Annotated in this window: 13 protein-coding genes, 1 pseudogene and 1 riboswitch; of the genes and pseudogenes, 7 read left to right on the top strand and 7 right to left on the bottom strand. The window is 70.7% G+C overall.

Features of this window, described 5'->3' with window-relative positions; all coding sequences use genetic code 11:
- Positions 1 to 4: 4 nt before the first annotated feature.
- Positions 5 to 847 (top strand): trehalose-phosphatase, encoded by an 843-nt coding sequence (gene otsB / locus NMN56_RS38975; RefSeq protein ID WP_274044945.1) that lies wholly within the window; start codon positions 5 to 7, stop codon positions 845 to 847.
- A 146-nt stretch (positions 848 to 993) separates the two neighbouring features.
- Here otsB and NMN56_RS38970 read toward each other — a convergent pair whose 3' ends face one another.
- Positions 994 to 2,439, bottom strand: coding sequence for an alpha,alpha-trehalose-phosphate synthase (UDP-forming) (locus tag NMN56_RS38970; RefSeq protein ID WP_274044946.1), 1,446 nt, complete (start codon positions 2,437 to 2,439; stop codon positions 994 to 996).
- 396 nt (positions 2,440 to 2,835) lie between these two features.
- On the opposite strand from NMN56_RS38970, the gene tdh reads away from it, so the two are divergent.
- The 4 genes and pseudogenes from tdh to NMN56_RS38950 all read left to right on the top strand — a co-directional run bounded on the left by tdh (position 2,836) and on the right by NMN56_RS38950 (position 7,779).
- Positions 2,836 to 3,882, top strand: coding sequence for an L-threonine 3-dehydrogenase (tdh, locus tag NMN56_RS38965; RefSeq protein ID WP_274044947.1), 1,047 nt, complete (start codon positions 2,836 to 2,838; stop codon positions 3,880 to 3,882).
- A 57-nt stretch (positions 3,883 to 3,939) separates the two neighbouring features.
- A complete protein-coding gene (locus NMN56_RS38960; RefSeq protein WP_274044948.1) occupies positions 3,940 to 5,133 on the top strand; it encodes a glycine C-acetyltransferase in 1,194 nt (397 codons plus the stop codon).
- Positions 5,134 to 5,325: 192 nt separating this feature from the next.
- Positions 5,326 to 6,225, top strand: a pseudogene (locus tag NMN56_RS38955) (LysR family transcriptional regulator); the annotation flags it as partial.
- A 300-nt stretch (positions 6,226 to 6,525) separates the two neighbouring features.
- The gene (locus tag NMN56_RS38950) at positions 6,526 to 7,779 is read left to right on the top strand and encodes a helix-turn-helix domain-containing protein (RefSeq protein WP_274044949.1); all 1,254 of its coding nucleotides are present in this window, start codon (positions 6,526 to 6,528) and stop codon (positions 7,777 to 7,779) included.
- A 271-nt stretch (positions 7,780 to 8,050) separates the two neighbouring features.
- Here the strand turns inward: NMN56_RS38950 and NMN56_RS38945 are convergent, their stop codons facing one another.
- From NMN56_RS38945 to NMN56_RS38925, 5 genes are all read right to left on the bottom strand, one after another.
- Positions 8,051 to 8,185 carry a hypothetical protein gene (locus NMN56_RS38945; protein WP_274044950.1) on the bottom strand — a complete coding sequence of 45 codons (135 nt, stop codon included), beginning with the start codon at positions 8,183 to 8,185 and terminating at the stop codon, positions 8,051 to 8,053.
- 665 nt (positions 8,186 to 8,850) lie between these two features.
- On the bottom strand, positions 8,851 to 10,086 hold the full coding sequence (locus NMN56_RS38940; RefSeq protein WP_274044951.1) for a Gfo/Idh/MocA family protein: 1,236 nt from the start codon (positions 10,084 to 10,086) through the stop codon (positions 8,851 to 8,853).
- 5 nt (positions 10,087 to 10,091) lie between these two features.
- Positions 10,092 to 11,033, bottom strand: coding sequence for a carbohydrate ABC transporter permease (locus NMN56_RS38935; RefSeq protein WP_274044952.1), 942 nt, complete (start codon positions 11,031 to 11,033; stop codon positions 10,092 to 10,094).
- The gene (locus tag NMN56_RS38930; protein ID WP_274044953.1) at positions 11,026 to 12,039 is read right to left on the bottom strand and encodes a carbohydrate ABC transporter permease; all 1,014 of its coding nucleotides are present in this window, start codon (positions 12,037 to 12,039) and stop codon (positions 11,026 to 11,028) included. Before NMN56_RS38930 ends, NMN56_RS38935 begins: the two co-directional genes overlap by 8 nt.
- On the bottom strand, positions 12,039 to 13,310 hold the full coding sequence (locus tag NMN56_RS38925; protein ID WP_274044954.1) for an ABC transporter substrate-binding protein: 1,272 nt from the start codon (positions 13,308 to 13,310) through the stop codon (positions 12,039 to 12,041). The genes NMN56_RS38930 and NMN56_RS38925 overlap by 1 nt, the downstream gene beginning before the upstream one ends.
- A 235-nt stretch (positions 13,311 to 13,545) precedes the next feature.
- On the opposite strand from NMN56_RS38925, the gene NMN56_RS38920 reads away from it, so the two are divergent.
- A complete protein-coding gene (locus tag NMN56_RS38920; protein WP_274044955.1) occupies positions 13,546 to 13,683 on the top strand; it encodes a hypothetical protein in 138 nt (45 codons plus the stop codon).
- A 310-nt stretch (positions 13,684 to 13,993) separates the two neighbouring features.
- Here the strand turns inward: NMN56_RS38920 and NMN56_RS38915 are convergent, their stop codons facing one another.
- The gene (locus NMN56_RS38915) at positions 13,994 to 14,953 is read right to left on the bottom strand and encodes a glucosyl-3-phosphoglycerate synthase (protein WP_274044956.1); all 960 of its coding nucleotides are present in this window, start codon (positions 14,951 to 14,953) and stop codon (positions 13,994 to 13,996) included.
- A 150-nt stretch (positions 14,954 to 15,103) separates the two neighbouring features.
- Positions 15,104 to 15,257: riboswitch (SAM riboswitch) on the top strand.
- On the opposite strand from NMN56_RS38915, the gene thrC reads away from it, so the two are divergent.
- Positions 15,251 to 16,597, top strand: a complete 1,347-nt coding sequence (gene thrC, locus NMN56_RS38910) for a threonine synthase (RefSeq protein ID WP_274044957.1) — start codon at positions 15,251 to 15,253, stop codon at positions 16,595 to 16,597. (Overlaps the previous riboswitch by 7 nt.)
- Positions 16,598 to 16,771 lie beyond the last annotated feature (174 nt).

Genomic DNA, 16,771 nt, shown 5'->3' with positions numbered 1-16,771 from the left:
CGGCATGCCGCTGCCTGAACCAGCCACCGAAGCCGGACGGGAAGGGCTCGCCGCCCTCCTCACCGACCCCGGGCGCGCGGTGCTCGCGCTCGACTTCGACGGCACCCTCGCGCCCATCGTCGCCGACCCCCGGCAGGCCCGCTCCCACCCGCGCGCCGTGCCCGCGCTCTCCCGGCTCGCGCCCCGGCTGCGCGCCGTCGCCGTCATCACGGGCCGGCCGGCGGCCGACGCCGTGCGGTACGGCGGTTTCGAGGGCGCCGAAGGACTGGACCACCTGACTGTGCTCGGTGCCTACGGTGCCGAGAGCTGGCGGGCGCCCGACGGCGCCGTGCGCGCCGAGGAACCGCCGCCGGGCGTCGCGGCCGTACGCGCCGAACTGCCCGCGCTGCTGGACGGCTTGGGCGTTCCCGAGGGCACCTGGACCGAGGACAAGGGCCGCGCCCTGGCCGTCCATACCCGCCGTACCGCCTCGCCCGAGGCGGCCTTCTCGCTGCTGCGGGGCCCGCTGGGCGACCTCGCCGCGCGCCATGGGCTGGTCGTCGAGCCGGGCCGGATGGTCCTCGAACTGAGGCCGCCTGGCGCCGACAAGGGCGGCGCGCTCGACGACTTCGTCCGTGAGACGGACGCCGGGGCCGTCGTGTACGCGGGCGACGACCTCGGTGACCTGGCCGCCTACGACACGGTCGAGGCCCTGCGGGGCAAGGGCGTGCCCGGCCTGCTGGTGTGCAGCGGCGCCGAGGGCACCGGCGAGTCCGTACCCCGCCTCGCCGAGCGCGCCGACCTGCTGGTGCCGGGCCCCGAAGGCGTGGCGGCGCTCCTGGAGTCCCTGGCCGAGGCCCTGGACTGAGCGCTGCCCGGCGGAGTGACCGGCGCACAGCGGACCGAGCCTGCTCAGCCCGCGGTGCGCCTTCCGCCGGGCCCCTCAGCGCGGGGCTTCGACGTCGGGCGCCTCAGCGCGGGGCTTCGACGCTGTGCGCTTCGGAGTTGTGCGCTTCAGCGCAGGGCTTCGAGCTGCTGGAGGAGCCAGCGGGCCGGGGGGAGTGCTGTCGCGGTGGCGGAGAGGCGCTTGGTGCGGTCGAGCCGTTCGGCCGGATCGAGTTCCAGGCCCGTCCGGAGCGCCTCGGCCGTTGCCACGACGTCGAAGGGGTTCACCACGAGCGCGTCCTCAGCCATCTCCTCGTACGCCCCGGCCTCCCGTGACAGCACCAGCGCGCAGCCGTCGTCGGAGACCACGGGGATCTCCTTCGCCACGAGGTTCATCCCGTCGCGGATCGGGTTGACCAGCGCCACGTCGGCCAGTCTGTAGGCGGCAAGTGAGCGTGCGAAATCGTCCTTGACGTGCAGGAGGACCGGCGTCCAAGTGGCCGTGGCGAAGGCCGAGTTGATCTCCTCCGCGACGCGCTGCACCTCCGCCGTGTAGTCGCGGTACACGGCGAGGTCCTGCCGGGAGGGGTAGGCGAAGGCGAGATGGACCACGCGCTCGCGCCACTCGGGACGGTCGGAGAGCAGGCGGCGGTAGGCGTGCAGTCCGCGCACGATGTTCTTGGACAGCTCGGTGCGGTCCACCCGTACGACGGTGCGGCGCGGGCTTCCGTCGGGGGCCGTGCCGATCTGCTCGCACAACTGGCCCATGCGTTCCGCCACATCGTCGCGGTGCGCACGCTCGCGCAGGAAGTCGGCGTCGGCGCCCAGGGGATGCACCCCGAGGCGGGTCGTGCGGCCCTCGTAGGTGATCTCGTCGCCGCGCACCTCGGCGCCCAGGACGCGGGCGCAGCACTCCGCGAACGTATCGGCCCACCTGCGGGTGAGGAAGGCGGCGCGGTCGGCGCCGAGGATGCCGCGCAGCACCTGCGCCGCGACGGCGTCGGGCAGCAGGCGGTAGTAGTCCGGCGGCGCCCAGGGCGTGTGCGAGAAGTGTCCGATGCGCAGGTCGGCACGTCGCTCGCGCAGCAGGGTCGGGACCAGCGTGAGGTGGTAGTCCTGCACCAGGACCGTCGCGCCGTGCTCGGCCTCGTCGGCGAGCGCGACGGCGAAGGCGGCGTTGTACGCCTCGTACGCCTCCCACTGGCGGACGAAGTCGTCGTCGAACGCCGGTTCAAGCGGGATCTGGTACAGCATGTGGTGGACGAACCACAGCACCGAGTTGGCCACTCCGTGGTACGCCGCCTCGAAGGTGCCGGGCGGGATGTCGAGCATCCGTACGGTCTGACCGCCCGTGTCCGCGCGGTCCAGTGTTCCGCCCGTGCGGCGTACGGCTTCGCGGTCCCCGTCACCGAGTGCGGCGCACACCCATACCGCCTCGGAGCCCATCGCGGAGAGCCCTGAGACGAGCCCGCCGCCTCCGCGTTCGGCGGTGAGCTTCCCGTCGTCACCTCTGGTGTAGGAGACGGGTCCCCGGTTGGAAGCGACCAGTACCTGCGATGTTGCCCCAGCGACCATGCGCGGAGCTTAACCGCCGACAGATCCGCTCAAACGTGCGCGTCTTGCCGTGCGGGGCTGGTGGGGGCGGTGTGCGGGGGCGTCATGAAGCGCCGCTGTCGGCGGGCCGGCACCCTGCTGACTCCGGCCGCTCAGGGCTGCTGGCTCCCCTGGCTCAGGGCTGCTGACTCCGGCCGTTCAGGACTGCTGACTCCTGCGGCTCAGGACTGCTGAGACTCCGGCCGTTCAGGGCTGAGGCGTCAGGGTTTTAGCTCTGCTGTTGCCCGGTTTAAGAAAAGCTCGATGGACCCTGCGGCGGGGAGGGGGCAGATTGAGGTTCGCCGACCGCGCCCGTGCGGGCGGGAGCCGTGCGCACGGGCGCGTCCCCCCTTCCCCTGTGTTCAGGAAGACGTACGCGTGAAAGCACTCGTGAAAGACAAGGCAGAGCCCGGACTGACGTTGAGAGACGTGCCTGAGCCCGCCATCGGCGCGGGCGAGGTGCTGATCAAGGTGCTCCGCAGCGGCATCTGCGGCACCGACCTGCACATACTCGCCTACGACGGCTGGGCGCAGGGCGCCGTGCGGCCACCGCTCATACCGGGGCACGAGTTCGTCGGCGAGATCGTCGAGGTCGGCCGGCACGCGGGAGAGGCGCCCGATCAGGGTGGCCTCGCGGTGGGCGACCTCGTCAGCGGCGAGGGCCACCTGGTGTGCGGGAAGTGCCGCAACTGCCGTGCGGGCCGCCGTCATCTGTGCCGCAGCACCGTCGGGCTCGGCGTCGGCCGTGACGGCGCCTTCGCCGAGTACGTGGCGCTGCCGGCCTCCAACGTGTGGGTGCACAGGGGGCCCGTTGACCTCGATACAGCCGCGATCTTCGACCCGTTCGGCAACGCGGTGCACACCGCGCTGTCCTTCCCGCTGGTCGGCGAGGACGTCCTGATCACAGGCGCGGGCCCCATCGGCGTCATGGCCGCCGCCGTTGCCCGGCACGCGGGTGCCCGTAACGTCGTGATCACCGATGTCAGCGAGCCCCGCCTCGCGCTGGCACGCAAGGTGGGCGTGAGCCTCGCGCTGAACGTCGCGGAGACCTCCGTCGCCGAGGGGCAGCGGCAACTGGGCATGCGCGAGGGCTTCGACGTCGGCCTGGAGATGTCCGGCAGTCCGGCGGCGATGGGCGAGATGGTCGCCAACATGACGCACGGCGGCAAGATGGCCGTACTCGGCCTGCCGACCGAGCAGTTCCCCGTCGACTTCGCCCGGATCGTCACCTCCATGCTCACGATCAAGGGCATCTACGGGCGCGAGATGTTCGAGACCTGGTACGCCATGTCCGTGCTGCTGGAGGGCGGCCTCGACCTCAGCCCGGTGATCACGGGGCGGTACTCCTACCGGTCGTTCGAGGACGCCTTCGCGGAGGCGGCGAGCGGCAACGGCGGCAAGGTCATCCTCGACTGGACCGCCTGACCCGTATCCGGTCCCGTCCCACCCGCGCCCTCACCCCACCGACCTCTGGAGGACCCCATGTTCGACTCCGTACGCGACGAACTGCGCACCACCCTGGACGAGATCACGGCAGCCGGGCTCAGCAAGCCGGAGCGTGTGATCGGCACCCCGCAGAGCGCCGGTGTCACCGTCACGGCAGGCGGCGCACCCGGTTCCGTGCTCAACTTCTGCGCCAACAACTACCTCGGTCTCGCCGACCACCCCGAGGTCGTCGCCGCGGCCCGCGACGGCCTCGACCGCTGGGGCTACGGGATGGCGTCCGTACGTTTCATCTGCGGTACGCAGGAGATCCACAAGGAGCTGGAGGACCGGATCTCCGCGTTCCTCGGCACCGAGGACACCGTTCTCTACAGCTCCTGCTTCGACGCCAACGGCGGGGTGTTCGAGACCCTGCTCGACGGCCAGGACGCGGTCATCTCCGACGCGCTCAACCACGCCAGCATCATCGACGGCATCCGCCTGTCCAAGGCCCGAAGGTTCCGCTACGCCAACCGCGACATGGCCGAGCTGGAGGAGCGGCTCCAGGAGAGCCAGGACGCGCGGCGCCGGCTGATCGTGACCGACGGCGTCTTCTCCATGGACGGCTACCTCGCGCCGCTGCCCGAGATCTGCGACCTCGCGGACCGCTACGACGCCATGGTCATGGTCGACGATTCGCACGCCGTCGGCTTCACGGGCCCCGGCGGACGCGGCACCCACGAACTGCACGGCGTGATGGACCGCGTGGACATCCTCACCGGCACCCTCGGCAAGGCGCTCGGCGGCGCCTCGGGCGGCTACGTCGCCGCGCGCGCAGAGATCGTCGCACTGCTGCGCCAGCGCTCGCGCCCGTACCTGTTCTCCAACTCCCTCGCACCCGTCATCGCCGCCGCCTCGCTCAAGGTGCTCGACCTCGTGGAGACCTCCGGCGAGCTGCGGCAGCAGCTCCAGGAACGGACCGCGCAGTTCCGCTCGCGGATGACCGAGGAGGGCTTCGAGATACTGCCGGGCGACCACCCCATCGTGCCCGTCATGATCGGGGACGCGTCCGTCGCCGGACGTATGGCGGACCACCTGCTGGATGAGGGGATCTACGCCGTCGGCTTCTCCTACCCCGTGGTGCCGCAGGGCCAGGCCAGGATCCGGGTGCAGCTCTCGGCCGCGCACTCGGCCGAGGACGTGGAGCAGGCCGTAAGCGCGTTCGTGAAGGCCAGGACCGCGCTGGCGGCGTGAGCGGCGTGAGCGGCGCGGGGTGGCGCCGTGGTGCGGGGTGGCGCCGTGGCGCTGGCGGCGCCGGTGGTGCGGGCGGCGCTGGTGGCCCTGGTGGTGCGGGCGGCGCTGGTGGTGCGGGCGGTGCTGGTGGTGTGGCCGGCGCTGGCAGCATTGGGGGCCCTGGGGCCCTGGCGGCTCTGGCACTATGAACACGTGATCGACGCCCGGCGGCTGCGTACCCTCCAGGCGGTCGCGGACCACCGGACGGTGACCGCAGCCGCCGCCGCGCTGTACCTCACGCCCTCCGCCGTCTCCCAGCAGCTCGCCGCGCTGGAGAACGAGACGGGGCACCGGTTGCTGAAACGTAACGGCCGGGGCATCCAGCTCACCGCCGTCGGCGAGATCCTGCTCAAGCACGCCGATGTCGTCTGTGCCCAACTGGAGCGGGCCGAGGCCGAGTTGGCGGCCTTCACCTCCGGTATGGCGGGCGAGATCACGGTCGCGGCGTTCGCCACCGGCATCGGCCTCGTCGTCGCGCCCGCCATCACCGCGCTCGCCGACAGCGCCCCGGGCGTGCGGGTACGGGTGCGGGACGCCGAGGGCGACGAGAGCCTGCTGATGGTCCTCGACGGGCAGGCCGACCTGGCCGTCGCCGTCGAGTACCGGGGCACGCCCCGGCAGGACGACCAGCGCCTGCACCTGACCCCCCTGTACAGCGAACCGTTCGATGCCGTACTGCCCTCCGCACACCCGCTGGCGTCCTCGGGCCGGCTGAGCATCAGCGACCTGGCGGGCGAACGCTGGATCGGCCCCTACCCCGGCAACCCGTGCCACGATGTCGCCGTCCTGGCCTGCGAACACGCCGGCTTCAAGCCGCGCCTGGAACACTTCTCCGACGACTTCCGCGCCGTCGTGGCCCTCGCAGCCGCCGACGCCGGCGTCGCGATGGTCCCCCGCTCCGCCCTGCTCGGCATGGAACTGGGCGGCGTGGTGGTCCGCCCCCTGGAAGGCGTCGCCGCCACCCGCCGCGTCTTCGCCGCCGTACGCAGCGGCGCGGAGGGCCACCCGCTGATACGGCCCGCACTGGACGCGCTGCTGGCGGCTGCGGAGCGGGTGGATCCGGGTGAGCGGGTGGATCCGGGCGAGCGGGTGCGTGACCCGGCGGAGCGCGGGGCTCCGGCGGAACGCGGGGCTCCGGCAGGGCGGGCGGGGTCGGCGGAGCGCGGGGCTCCGGCGGAGGTCAGGAAAGGCGCGTGAGGGGTGGTGGTCCGGTGACCGTATGAGAGGTTGCCGGGCCGGGCCACGGAGAGGGTGTGCGCCGCTGGTCATGGTGGGCGATGTGCGGTACCCGCCTGCGCGTACGCCTCGGCCCATACTCTGGCAGTGTCGAGTTCCGCAGAGAGGGGCAAGGCCGTGTCTGCTGAGGATGGGACCCCGGACCCGTACAGCGAGCCGCTGGCGTTCGGCCAACGGATGCAACTGCTCCGCGAGCGGCGGGGGATGCCAAGAACGGTGCTGGCCGGTCTGCTCGGCATGTCGCCGAGTTGGGTCAAGCAGCTTGAGTACGGGCGGCTCCAGATGCCGAAGCTGCCGGTGATCCTGCGCATCGCTGAGGCCCTTCGGGTCCGTTCTCTGGCCGACCTCACCGGCACTCAACAGCCCGGTCTTGAACTGTTCATCGGGCCCGGCCACCGTCGCCTTCCCGCCGTGGCCGCCGCGGTCAACGCGTTCCCCGTTCACGCGGACACGGAGGCGCCCCGCCCCGGGCACCTTGCCGCGCGGCTCGCACACGCGTGGAGGGCCCGCCACCAGGCTCCGAACCACCGTGAGGTGATCGGCCAGTTGCTGCCCGACCTGATCCGGGGAGCGCAACTCGCGGTGCGGCAGGCCACCTCGGCCTGCGAACGCAGGGCCGCACAGGCCGTGCTCTCCGAGGTGTACTCGCTGACGCAGTTCTTCGTGGCCTACCAGCCGGAGTCCTCGTTGCTGTGGCGTGTGGCCGACCGCGGCATGGTCGCGGCACAGGAATCCGAGGACCCGCACGCGATCGGTGTCGCGGCATGGCTCAGCGCGCAGGCGCACCGGGACAGCGGCCCTGCGCATTTCGATGCCGCCGACGATGTCAACAGGGCGACGCTGGAGTATCTGACGCCGCTGCTGCCGGATGCTTCGGACGATGTACTGGCGATCACGGGCGCGCTCGAATTCGAGGCCGGCTACACCGCCGCGCGGCGGGGTGACACCGGCTCGGCGTGGGGCTGGTGGGACAAGGCGCGGGGGAAGGCATCGCGTCTGCCCACCGGCTACTACCACCCGGTCACCTCCTTCTCGCAGGCCATCATGGGTGCGCACGCGGTGACGGTGGCGGTCGAACTGCACGCGGGCGGGGAGAGCGTGCGGCAGGCGGCGGCGGCCGACGCGATCACGATCCCGTCCCGCCCCCGCCGTGCACGCCACCGCATCGAGGAAGCGCGCGGCTACCAGTTGGACGGGCAATCCGAGGCAGCGCTGGCGACGTTGGACAAGGCGTACGAGGCCGCGCCGGAGACCATCCGCTACAACGGGTACGCCCGGCGCATCGTGCTGGAAGAGGCCGAGGCGAAGAGCCCGCAGCGCCGCCGCCGTGCCTCCGAACTCGCCGTGAAAATCGGGCTCCTCGCCGCCTGAGCGGCGCTTGCCGAGGGGACACGAACTGTGTCCCCTCGGCCGTGCGCGCACCTCTACCGTCAGTGACTACCTGATCACGGACGTGGAGAGGTCGCCATGCACGACGCCGACGAAGGCTCTGGGGCCGTACCCCCTGACCCTGAAGGGCCAGGGAATTTGGAAGGCAGGAAGGGCCCCGCACCGTTGCCGCTCCCCATGCTCTACCCGCCCTGCGCCTGCCCGCGCTGCCGCCCCCGCAATGTCTCGTGACCTCGCGGTCGCGGTCGAGTGCCTAGGCCACGCCGCCGAGGCGGCCTGGCCCGAACGATGCCCGCGCTGCGGCGGCCCATTGGGCTTCGACGTGTACGACGACCCAGCTCCCGGCAACGCAGACGGCCTCCCATGGCTCGTCGTCAACGGCACCCATGTGTGCACGCCCCTTGCGGGAGACCCGTCATGACAGCCGGGCCTTATGACGGCCCGTTCGCGCCGCCGGACCGGCCACGGGCCGTTGGCGGGGTCAACCGCGCCCGGCACCGAGCTTCAAGGGCATCGCGGGCGGCCTGCGGGCGCGGCCTCGGCGGACTCGCCGCTCTCACCGTGGTTCGCCGCTGTTCTCCGGTTGATCTGGTGCGCCTGTGGTGCGGCCGGGCGGAGGTGCGGTGCTGGGAGACGTATGCGACTCCCGACCTCGCCGACGTTGGCGCCGCCGCTCCGACAGCTCCCCTATCAGGATCGAAGCGACGCCCATCCCCGCACACACCGGCCAGCTCTTGAAGTCGTCGATGAGCAGCCCAAGAAGGCGGAACCCCACCGTTGTCACGCCCCACCAGGCGACATACAAGGCTGCTGTCCCGATCCATCTACGTCTGCCATTCACAGGCCAAAGGTAGGTGCCTTGTGTGCCGCACGGCGTTCCTTTGGACAAGCCTCCTGATGCGCAGCTCTACAAGGCGATGCCAGGTACAGGGAAGCGGAGCATGTTCAGCAGGCGCCCTTGGTGCTCCCTGGGCCCCAGGGAGCACCAAGGGCACAAGGGGCACCAGGGCCGCAGGGGCCGCCGGCCCGCAAGGGCCTCGCGCGGCCGTGTGCCTACTCCTGCCCGCCCTCGAACCACCGGGCCAACTCCGGCGCCACGCGCCGTACCGTCACCGGTGTGCCGTCGTTGCGCAGCGACTCCGTGGCGGCCGTTCCTGCCGCCACGGCCTCACGCGCGGCGACGGGGTTGGTGTCGGTGGTGCCGCCGGAGCGGACGAAGCGGAGGAACTCCGTGACCAGTGCCGGGTCCGAGCCGCCGTGGCCGCCTTCGCCGGGGGGTGCCATGGGGACGACGAGGTCGGCGTCGGCGCGGTAGCCGCTGCGGTGGGTCCAGACGCGGACCTCGGCCGTGTCGCCGTGGTCGCCGAAGTTCTCCAGGCGGCCTTCGGTGCCGATGACCGTGTAGTTGCGCCAGTAGTCGGGGGTGTAGTGGCACTGCTGGTAGCTGGCGTGGATGCCGCCCTCCAGGCGCATCACCATCATCGAGAGGTCCTCTACGTCGACGACCGGGTTGAGCCCCGTGTTGGACAGCGGGGGCCAGTTGTTCTCCGGGTCGTACCAGTCGGGCATCACGGCGCCCGGGGCCTGGCCCGAGCGGTCCTCGATGTCGCCGTAGACCGTGAGCCCGCCGAGTGCGGTGACGCGCTCGGTGTAGGCGTCGGCGAGCCAGTGGATGACGTCGAGGTCGTGGGCGCCCTTCTGGAGGAGCAGGCTCGTGGTGTTGCGGCGGTCGGCGTGCCAGTCCTTGAAGTAGAAGTCGCCGCCGTGGCCCACGAAGTGGCGGCACCATACGGCCTTGACCTCGCCGATCTTTCCGCTTCTGATCAGGTCCCGCATCGTGCGCACCACGGGCATGTGCCGCATGTTGTGGCCCACGTAGAGCCGCGCCCCGCCGGTGCGCGCGGCCTCCAGTACGCGGTCGCAGCCCTCGGTGGTGATGGCGAGCGGCTTCTCCACGAAGACGGCGACGCCGGCCCGCAGCAGGTCGACGGCGATGTCCTCGTGCGTGTGGTCGGGGGTGATGACGAAGACCGCGTCCAGCTCTTCGGCGGCGAGCAGCGCGTGGTGGTCGGTGTAGAGCCGTACGTCCTCGCCGAACCATTCGCGTGCACGCCCGAACATGCCGGGGCTCGTATCGACGGCGGCGACGACGGCGGCACCCTCGCCCGGCCTGTGCGCCTCGCGCGCGAGGGTGGCGCGCACCCCGAGGCCCAGCACGGCGAGGCGCAGGTCGCGGGTGCCGGTACGCGCCTGGGCGGCGTCGGCGGGGGTGAGTTGGGTGTCGGTCATGGTGCTCAACCCTTCATTCCGGAGAAAGCGATGCCCTGGATGAAGTGGCGCTGCATCGCGACGAAGACCACGATCACCGGGAGCGTGGCGAGGAGCGAACCCGCCATCAGCACCGGGTAGTCGGTCATGTGGGAGCCCTGGAGCGAGGCGAGCCCCGCCGACAGCGGCATCTGTGCCGGGTCGGTGTTGACCACCAGCGGCCACATCAGATCGTTCCAGGACCACAGGAAGGTGAGGATGCCGAGCGCCAGCAGTCCGGGGCGGGCCAGCGGCAGGGCTATGCGCCAGTAGACGGTGAAGGGGTTGGCGCCGTCGAGGCGGGCCGCCTCCTCCAGCTCGCCGGGCAGGCCCAGGAAGAACTGCCGCAGCAGGAAGGTGCCGAACGCGCTGAACATGCCCGGGACGCTCAGCGCCTGAAGGGAGTTGAGCCAGCCGAGGTCCTGCATGATCTGGTACTGCGGCAGCAGGAACAGCTGGCTCGGCACCATCAGCACGGCCAGGAACCCGAGGAAGATCGCCCCGCGCCCGGGGAAGCGGATACGTGCGAACGCGTACGCCGCCATCGAGCACAGCAGCAGCTGGGCCACGGTCCTGATCAGCGTCATCAGAACGGTGTTGACGAACTGGTCGCCGAACGGGATCGAGTCGAACACCGTGGAGAAGTTCGACCACTGCCAGTGCTCGGGCCAGATCGTCGGCGGTACCCGGGTGGACTCACCGAAGCTCTTGAACGAGGTCAGCACCTGCCACAGCAGCGGGAAGACCGTGACGACCGCTCCGAGCGAGAGCAGTACATGCGCCGGCCACAGCCGCCCCTGACGGCTCGCGCGCCTCACCCGCCGCTTGGCCGCCGGGGGTTCGGCCGCCGGGCGTTCGGACGCGGGGCCGCCGGGGGCCGGATGTCCGCCCGCCGGCCGCGTGGGCTGTGCGGTTGTCGTCTCAGCCATAGTGGACCCACCTCTTCTGCAACCGGAACTGGAGGGCGGTCAGCGCCATGATCAGGACGAACAGCACACAGACGATGGCTGCTCCGTACGCGCGCTGGTTGTCGTAGAACGACTTCTGGAAGAAGAGCATCACGACCGTCTGGCCCTCGGAGTAGGCCGGATTCGTCGGCCCTACGGCGGTGTTGGCGCCCAGGATCATGTAGATCAGGTCGAAGACCTGGAGCGACTGGATCACCGACAGCACGGTCGTGAAGAACAGCGTCGGGCTCAGCAGCGGCAGCGTGACCGAGAAGAACTGGCGCACGCGCCCCGCGCCGTCCAGCGAAGCCGCCTCGTAGTAGTCCTGCGGTATGCCCTGGAGCCCGGCGAGCAGCAGGATCATGTTGTATCCGACGGTCATCCAGACGCCGACGGCGGCGACCGCGAACCGGACGGTGCTGGGATCGGAGACCCAGTAGGCGCCGTCTATGCCGATCTTCGCGAGGGCCTCGTTGATGATGCCGATGTCACCGTTGTAGAGCCAGCGCCATACGACGGCCACGGCGGCGGGCATGGTCACGACCGGCAGGAAGTACAGGGTGCGGTAGAAGCCGGTGCCCCGCATCCCCTTGAGGTTCAGCAGGACCGCCAGCACCATCGCGACCGGAATGCCCAGCAGCACCAGAACGGTGTAGAAGAGGGTGTTCCCGAGGGACTGCCACACCTCCGGGTCGGACACCAGCGTGCGGTAGTTCTCGATCCCGATCCAGGTGGTGCCGCCGAACGGGCCCCACTCGGTGAAGCTGTAGTACAGCGTCTGGAGAACGGGCCACAAGTAGAAGACCGCGAGGCCCAGCCCGGCCGGAGCGATCAGTGCGTAGCCCCACCACTTGTCCCTGTTGTGGAACTTGCGCTCGCGCCTGCGCAGTTGGCGCTCGTCCAGTGCGGTGACGGACGTGACGGGAGTTACGGGGATTACGGGAGGTGGGGCGCCCTTCGCCCCCGCTGTCTCGGTCTCCGGGCTCATCAGCTCCGTGCCTTCCCTTCCTGGGCGAGCAGCTTGTCCATCGCCTTGGTGAGGGAACGCGTCGCGCTGTCGAGGCTCTCGTTCCCGCTCCATGCCCTCGCGAGCATCTGCAGCTCCTTGTGCGCCCACGCGGCGGTGTTGGTGGAGATCGGGTACGGCACGGAGTAGTCGACGGCGTCCAGATGGACCTGGAGGTCGAACTTGGGCATGCCGTCGGTCCACGGCTTCTGCGTGCCGTTGCGCGCGGGGATGGCGGTGCCGTACTTCGCCTGGATCAGGGAGGCGCTCTTACCGGACATGAACCGGACGAACTCGCGGGCCAGCGCCGGGTACTTGGTGCGGGCGTAGATCACGTTGGCGAGCCCGTGAAGAATGCTGGCGCGGTGCCTGCCCCGCGGCAGCGGGGCCACATCGATCTTCGCGCGCAGCTCGGGATCGGCCCAGAAGGTGGCCGCGTTGTACGACGCCTCCCACCCCATCGCGAGCTTGCCCGCCTGGAACATCTGGGTGGGATCGGTGTCGGTGAGCTGCTGGAGCGTGGGCGAGGCGCGGTAACGGTGGATCAGGTCGACCCACAGTTTGAGCCCCTCCATGGTCTTCGGGTCCGCATAGCCGGACTTCGTGCGGTCCTTGGAGATGACCCAGCCGCCGGCCTGCGCGATGGAGTCGTAGTAGTTCTCCTGCGAGCGCACCGGCGCCGCGATCCCGTACGTGCCGCGCTTCCTGTCGGTGAGCCGCTGCGCGTTGTTGATCATGTCCTGCCAGGTCCAGGAGCCGTCCGGGTAGTCGACCTTGGCCCGGTCGAACAGTTCCTTGTTGAACCACAGGGCGATCGTGTCGAAGTCCTTGGGTGCCCCGTACTGCGTGCCCTTCCAGCGGTACAGCTTCGTCATGTCGGCCGGGAAGTCACCGGGGTCGAAGACGGCGTCGGCGCCCTCGGTGTCCAGCGGCAGAAGCTGCCCGGCGTCGGCGTAGAGGCCGAAGTTGGGCCCGTTCAGCCAGAACACGTCCGGAGCCGAGCCGCCCGAGCACGCGGTGCGCAGCTTCGTCCAGTACGTGGCGTTGGGGGTGAGCTGCACGTCCACGGTCGTCCCGGGGTGCGTGCGCTCGAACTCCTTGGCTGCCTTGCGCATCGCCTTCATCTGGTAGACGTCCCAGACGCCGTAGGTGATGCGCCCGCGCAGGGAGTCGCTGGTGGTCACGGTGGGAGCGCCGCAGCCTGCCGCGAGCGTGGTCGTGGCGGCAGCGGCGAGGAGAGAACGTCTGCGCACGCGGAGCCTTCCTGAGGAGCCGGAGTAGCGGCGTCATTCGGGCACGGGTGGCCCCCGGTCGACCGGATGTCGTTTCCGCGGGCGCCGCTGCCCTCAACCGGGATGACCGGACGCTATTTGCTCAAAGATGACGGGTCAATGGCTCTTCCGATCATCTTTACGCAGTCATGGGTTCGCGCGATCCCTCGCGGGGCGGCCCCGGAGAGCACATGCCGCTGCCGCGGGGGAGTGCGGAATGCGCCAAATTCCGGGTGGGGCGGGGGAGTTGGCGGACTCGGCGGAACTGGCGGAACTGGCGGAACTGGCGGAGCTGGTGTGGCCGCGGTTGGTGGGTCGTCGGCCGATACGGGTGCGATTGGCGGCCGGTGGCTGATGCGCCTGCGATCGGCTGTCGGCTGTCGGTCGTCGGTCGTCGGCTGATGCGTCTGCGATGACCGGTCGGCGGCTGTCGGCTGATGCGTCGCGATCGACGGTCGTCCGTCGATGCGCTGCCGCCGGGGGGATCGCCCGGTCGGTGCGGTTGTCCGTGGGCCGTACGGACCGGTCGTCGGCCGGTGCGCTGCCGTCGCCGTCGGGAGGACCGGTCGGCCGGTGCGCTGCCGTCGGGCGGACCGGCCGGTCGGGTGCGGCTCGGGTGTGCGCCGAGTTCGCCGGCTGCGGCCAGCCGGCCGATGCGGTGCGGGTCAGGCCGCGTGGCGGGGGGCGTACTCCGGTACCTCGCACATCGGCGGACGCTCCTCCGCTTCCAGCGTGTGGTCGCGGGGGACGAAGGCGCCCGCCGCGTCCCGCTCGAACTGCGTCAGCGCCGTCGACCCGCGCGGCTCGCCCGTCAGGCGGCGCTCAGCGGTCGCGTAGATCGCCGCGGCCATCCGGCCGAGCGCCTGCCCGTCCTGGTGCCTGTGCCGCCGCACACCCACGTCCACCTGTGCGAGCGCGTCGAGGCCGACCAGCTCCAGCGCGTCCACCAGCAGCGCCAGCTCCACCCCGTACCCGACGGGGAACGGCAGCCGCTCCAGCAGATCGCGCCGCGCCGCGTACTCGCCGCCCAGCGGCTGGACGAGGCCGGCCAGCCTGGGCCAGTGCAGGTTCAGCAGCGGGCGTGCCACCAGCTCCGTGACCCGGCCGCCGCCGCCCGTGCTGCCCAGCAGTGGACGGTCGTACATCGCCTTGACGAACTGCAGGCCGGGATCGGTCAGCAGCGGGCCGACGATGCCGGAGACGAAGTCGGGGGAGAACTCCCGCAGGTCAGCGTCCACGAAGCAGACGATGTCGCCGCTGGTCGCCAGCAGCGAGCGCCACAGCACCTCGCCCTTGCCGGGACGGGCCGGAAGCCGCGGCAGCACCTCGTCCCGGTGGATGACCTTGGCCCCGGCCGCGGCCGAGACCTCGGCCGTACGGTCCGTCGAGCCCGAGTCCATGACCACCAGCTCGTCCACCAGCGGACCCCCCGCCGAGGTCGTCGAGGCCAGCTCGTCGCGGATCACCGAGACGATCTCGCCGACCGTCTCCTGCTCGTTCAGCGCGGGCAGCACGACGCTGACCGTGCTGCCCGTCCGGCGCTTGGCCGCGAGCAGCTGGTCGAGCGGCCGGTCGGCCGCGGACCAGGAGCGGTCCCGCAGCCATCGGCCCACCTCATCGAGCACGTCCGCTCCTCCTGTGACCCATCTCGCTGTTCGGACGACTATCTCAAGCGTCACTGTCGTCAGTTACAGTCTTGAACAACGTGAGCAGGCCCCGCATGCCGGGGTCGTCGCGACAAACGCCCGGTGCCTGATACGGCTCCGGTGCCATAGAGCTCATCCAGAGGGGCAGAGGGAACGGCCCGTTGAAGCCCCGGCAACCATCCCGCGAATCCGCGCGTAAGCGGACACCACAGGCGAGAGAAGCCTTCGTGGGGACGGTGCCAATTCCGTCCCGGGACGAGATACGTCACGGGGAAGATGAGGAGAAAGGGCCTCGCCTCCATGGCTGTGCAAGCCGCAGAATCTTCCGCCGGCGCCGCTGGTATCCCCGCCGCTGGTACGTCCGCCGCCTCCGATGTCTCGCTCGGCTCCGCCGTCGCGCTCTCCTGCCGCGAGTGCGGCACCCGCGTTCCGCTCGGGCCCAGCTTCGTGTGCCTGGAGTGTTTCGGTCCGCTGGAGGTCGCCTACGAGCTGCCGACCGGTGACCCCGAGAGGCTCCGCAAGCAGATCGAGGCCGGACCCGCCTCGATGTGGCGTTACGCGCCGCTGCTGCCCGTTCCTGCCGATGTCGCGGACAAGCCGAACCTGAACCCCGGGTTCACCCAGCTCGTCCAGGCCGACCGGCTCGCCGCCGAGCTGGGCGTCACCGGCGGCCTGTACGTCAAGGACGACTCGGGCAACCCGACGCACTCCTTCAAGGACCGCCCCGTCGCCATCGCCCTGGAGGCCGCACGCGCCTTCGGGTTCACCACCCTGTCCTGCTCCTCGACCGGCAACCTCGCCGGCGCCGTCGGGGCAGCGGCCTCGCGTGCGGGCCTGCGCTCGTGCGTGTTCATCCCGGACGGGCTGGAGCAGTCCAAGGTCGTGATGGCCGCCATCTACGGCGGCGACCTGGTCGCCATCGACGGCACCTACGACGACGTGAACCGCTTCTGCTCCGAGCTGATCGGCGACCCGCTCGGCGAGGGCTGGGGCTTCACCAACGTCAACCTGCGCCCCTTCTACGCCGAGGGCTCCAAGACCCTCGCGTACGAGATCTGCGAACAGCTTGGCTGGAAACTGCCGGACCAGATCGTCATCCCCGTCGCCTCCGGCTGCCAGCTGGTGAAGATCGACAAGGGGCTCCGGGAGCTCGTTGAGTTGGGGCTCGTGGAGGACAAGCCTGTGCGGATCTTCGCCGCACAGGCGGAGGGCTGTTCGCCGGTTTCGCGCGCCTTCAAGGACGGCGGCGTGGTCCGGCCCGTGCGGCGGCCCGACACCATCGCCAAGTCGCTCGCCATCGGGGACCCGGCGGACGGGCCGTACGTCATCGACATCTGCCGCGGGAGCGGCGGCGCTGTCGAGGACGTCAACGATGCGGAGATCGTTGACGCGATGAAGTTGCTGGCGCGGACGGAGGGGGTGTTCGCGGAGACGGCGGGTGGCGTCACGCTGGGCGTGACGCGGAAGTTGCTGGAGGCGGGGGTTGTCGATCCGTCGCTCAGCACGGTGGTGTTGAACACCGGGGACGGGTTGAAGACGCTTGACGCTGTTGCGTCTTCCTCTGGGCCCAGTGCGGTTATTGCGCCTTCGTTGAGTGCGTTTCGGGCCGCTGGGCTTGCGTGATTCCTGCTCCCTGGGCCTGGGCCTGGTCTTCGTCCTGTCCTGACCGGTCCGTTGTCCCCGTCCGTTCCTGATGGGGCTTCGCCCCTTGCCCCGTTGGCCTCGCCGGCCGGGCGTTGGGGGGCGCTGCCCCCCAACAGCCCCCCGCTAGAGGGGGGCTTCGCCCCCCTCTAGGAC

It is taken from the genome of Streptomyces iconiensis (assembly GCF_028657195.3).
In the GTDB taxonomy this organism is placed as follows: domain Bacteria; phylum Actinomycetota; class Actinomycetes; order Streptomycetales; family Streptomycetaceae; genus Streptomyces; species Streptomyces iconiensis.
This window is presented reverse-complemented; position numbering and strand designations above follow the sequence as displayed.

Excerpts from the sequence above, each read along its gene's own strand:
- otsB (WP_274044945.1), top strand. The coding sequence starts at position 5 with ATGCCGCTGCCTGAACCAGCCACCGAAGCCGGACGGGAAGGGCTCGCC.
- NMN56_RS38970 (WP_274044946.1), bottom strand. The coding sequence starts at position 2,439 with ATGGTCGCTGGGGCAACATCGCAGGTACTGGTCGCTTCCAACCGGGGA.
- NMN56_RS38960 (WP_274044948.1), top strand. The coding sequence starts at position 3,940 with ATGTTCGACTCCGTACGCGACGAACTGCGCACCACCCTGGACGAGATC.
- NMN56_RS38945 (WP_274044950.1), bottom strand. The coding sequence starts at position 8,185 with ATGGGTGCCGTTGACGACGAGCCATGGGAGGCCGTCTGCGTTGCCGGG.
- NMN56_RS38940 (WP_274044951.1), bottom strand. The coding sequence starts at position 10,086 with ATGACCGACACCCAACTCACCCCCGCCGACGCCGCCCAGGCGCGTACC.
- NMN56_RS38935 (WP_274044952.1), bottom strand. The coding sequence starts at position 11,033 with ATGGCTGAGACGACAACCGCACAGCCCACGCGGCCGGCGGGCGGACAT.
- NMN56_RS38930 (WP_274044953.1), bottom strand. The coding sequence starts at position 12,039 with ATGAGCCCGGAGACCGAGACAGCGGGGGCGAAGGGCGCCCCACCTCCC.
- NMN56_RS38920 (WP_274044955.1), top strand. The coding sequence starts at position 13,546 with ATGCGCCAAATTCCGGGTGGGGCGGGGGAGTTGGCGGACTCGGCGGAA.
- thrC (WP_274044957.1), top strand. The coding sequence starts at position 15,251 with ATGAGGAGAAAGGGCCTCGCCTCCATGGCTGTGCAAGCCGCAGAATCT.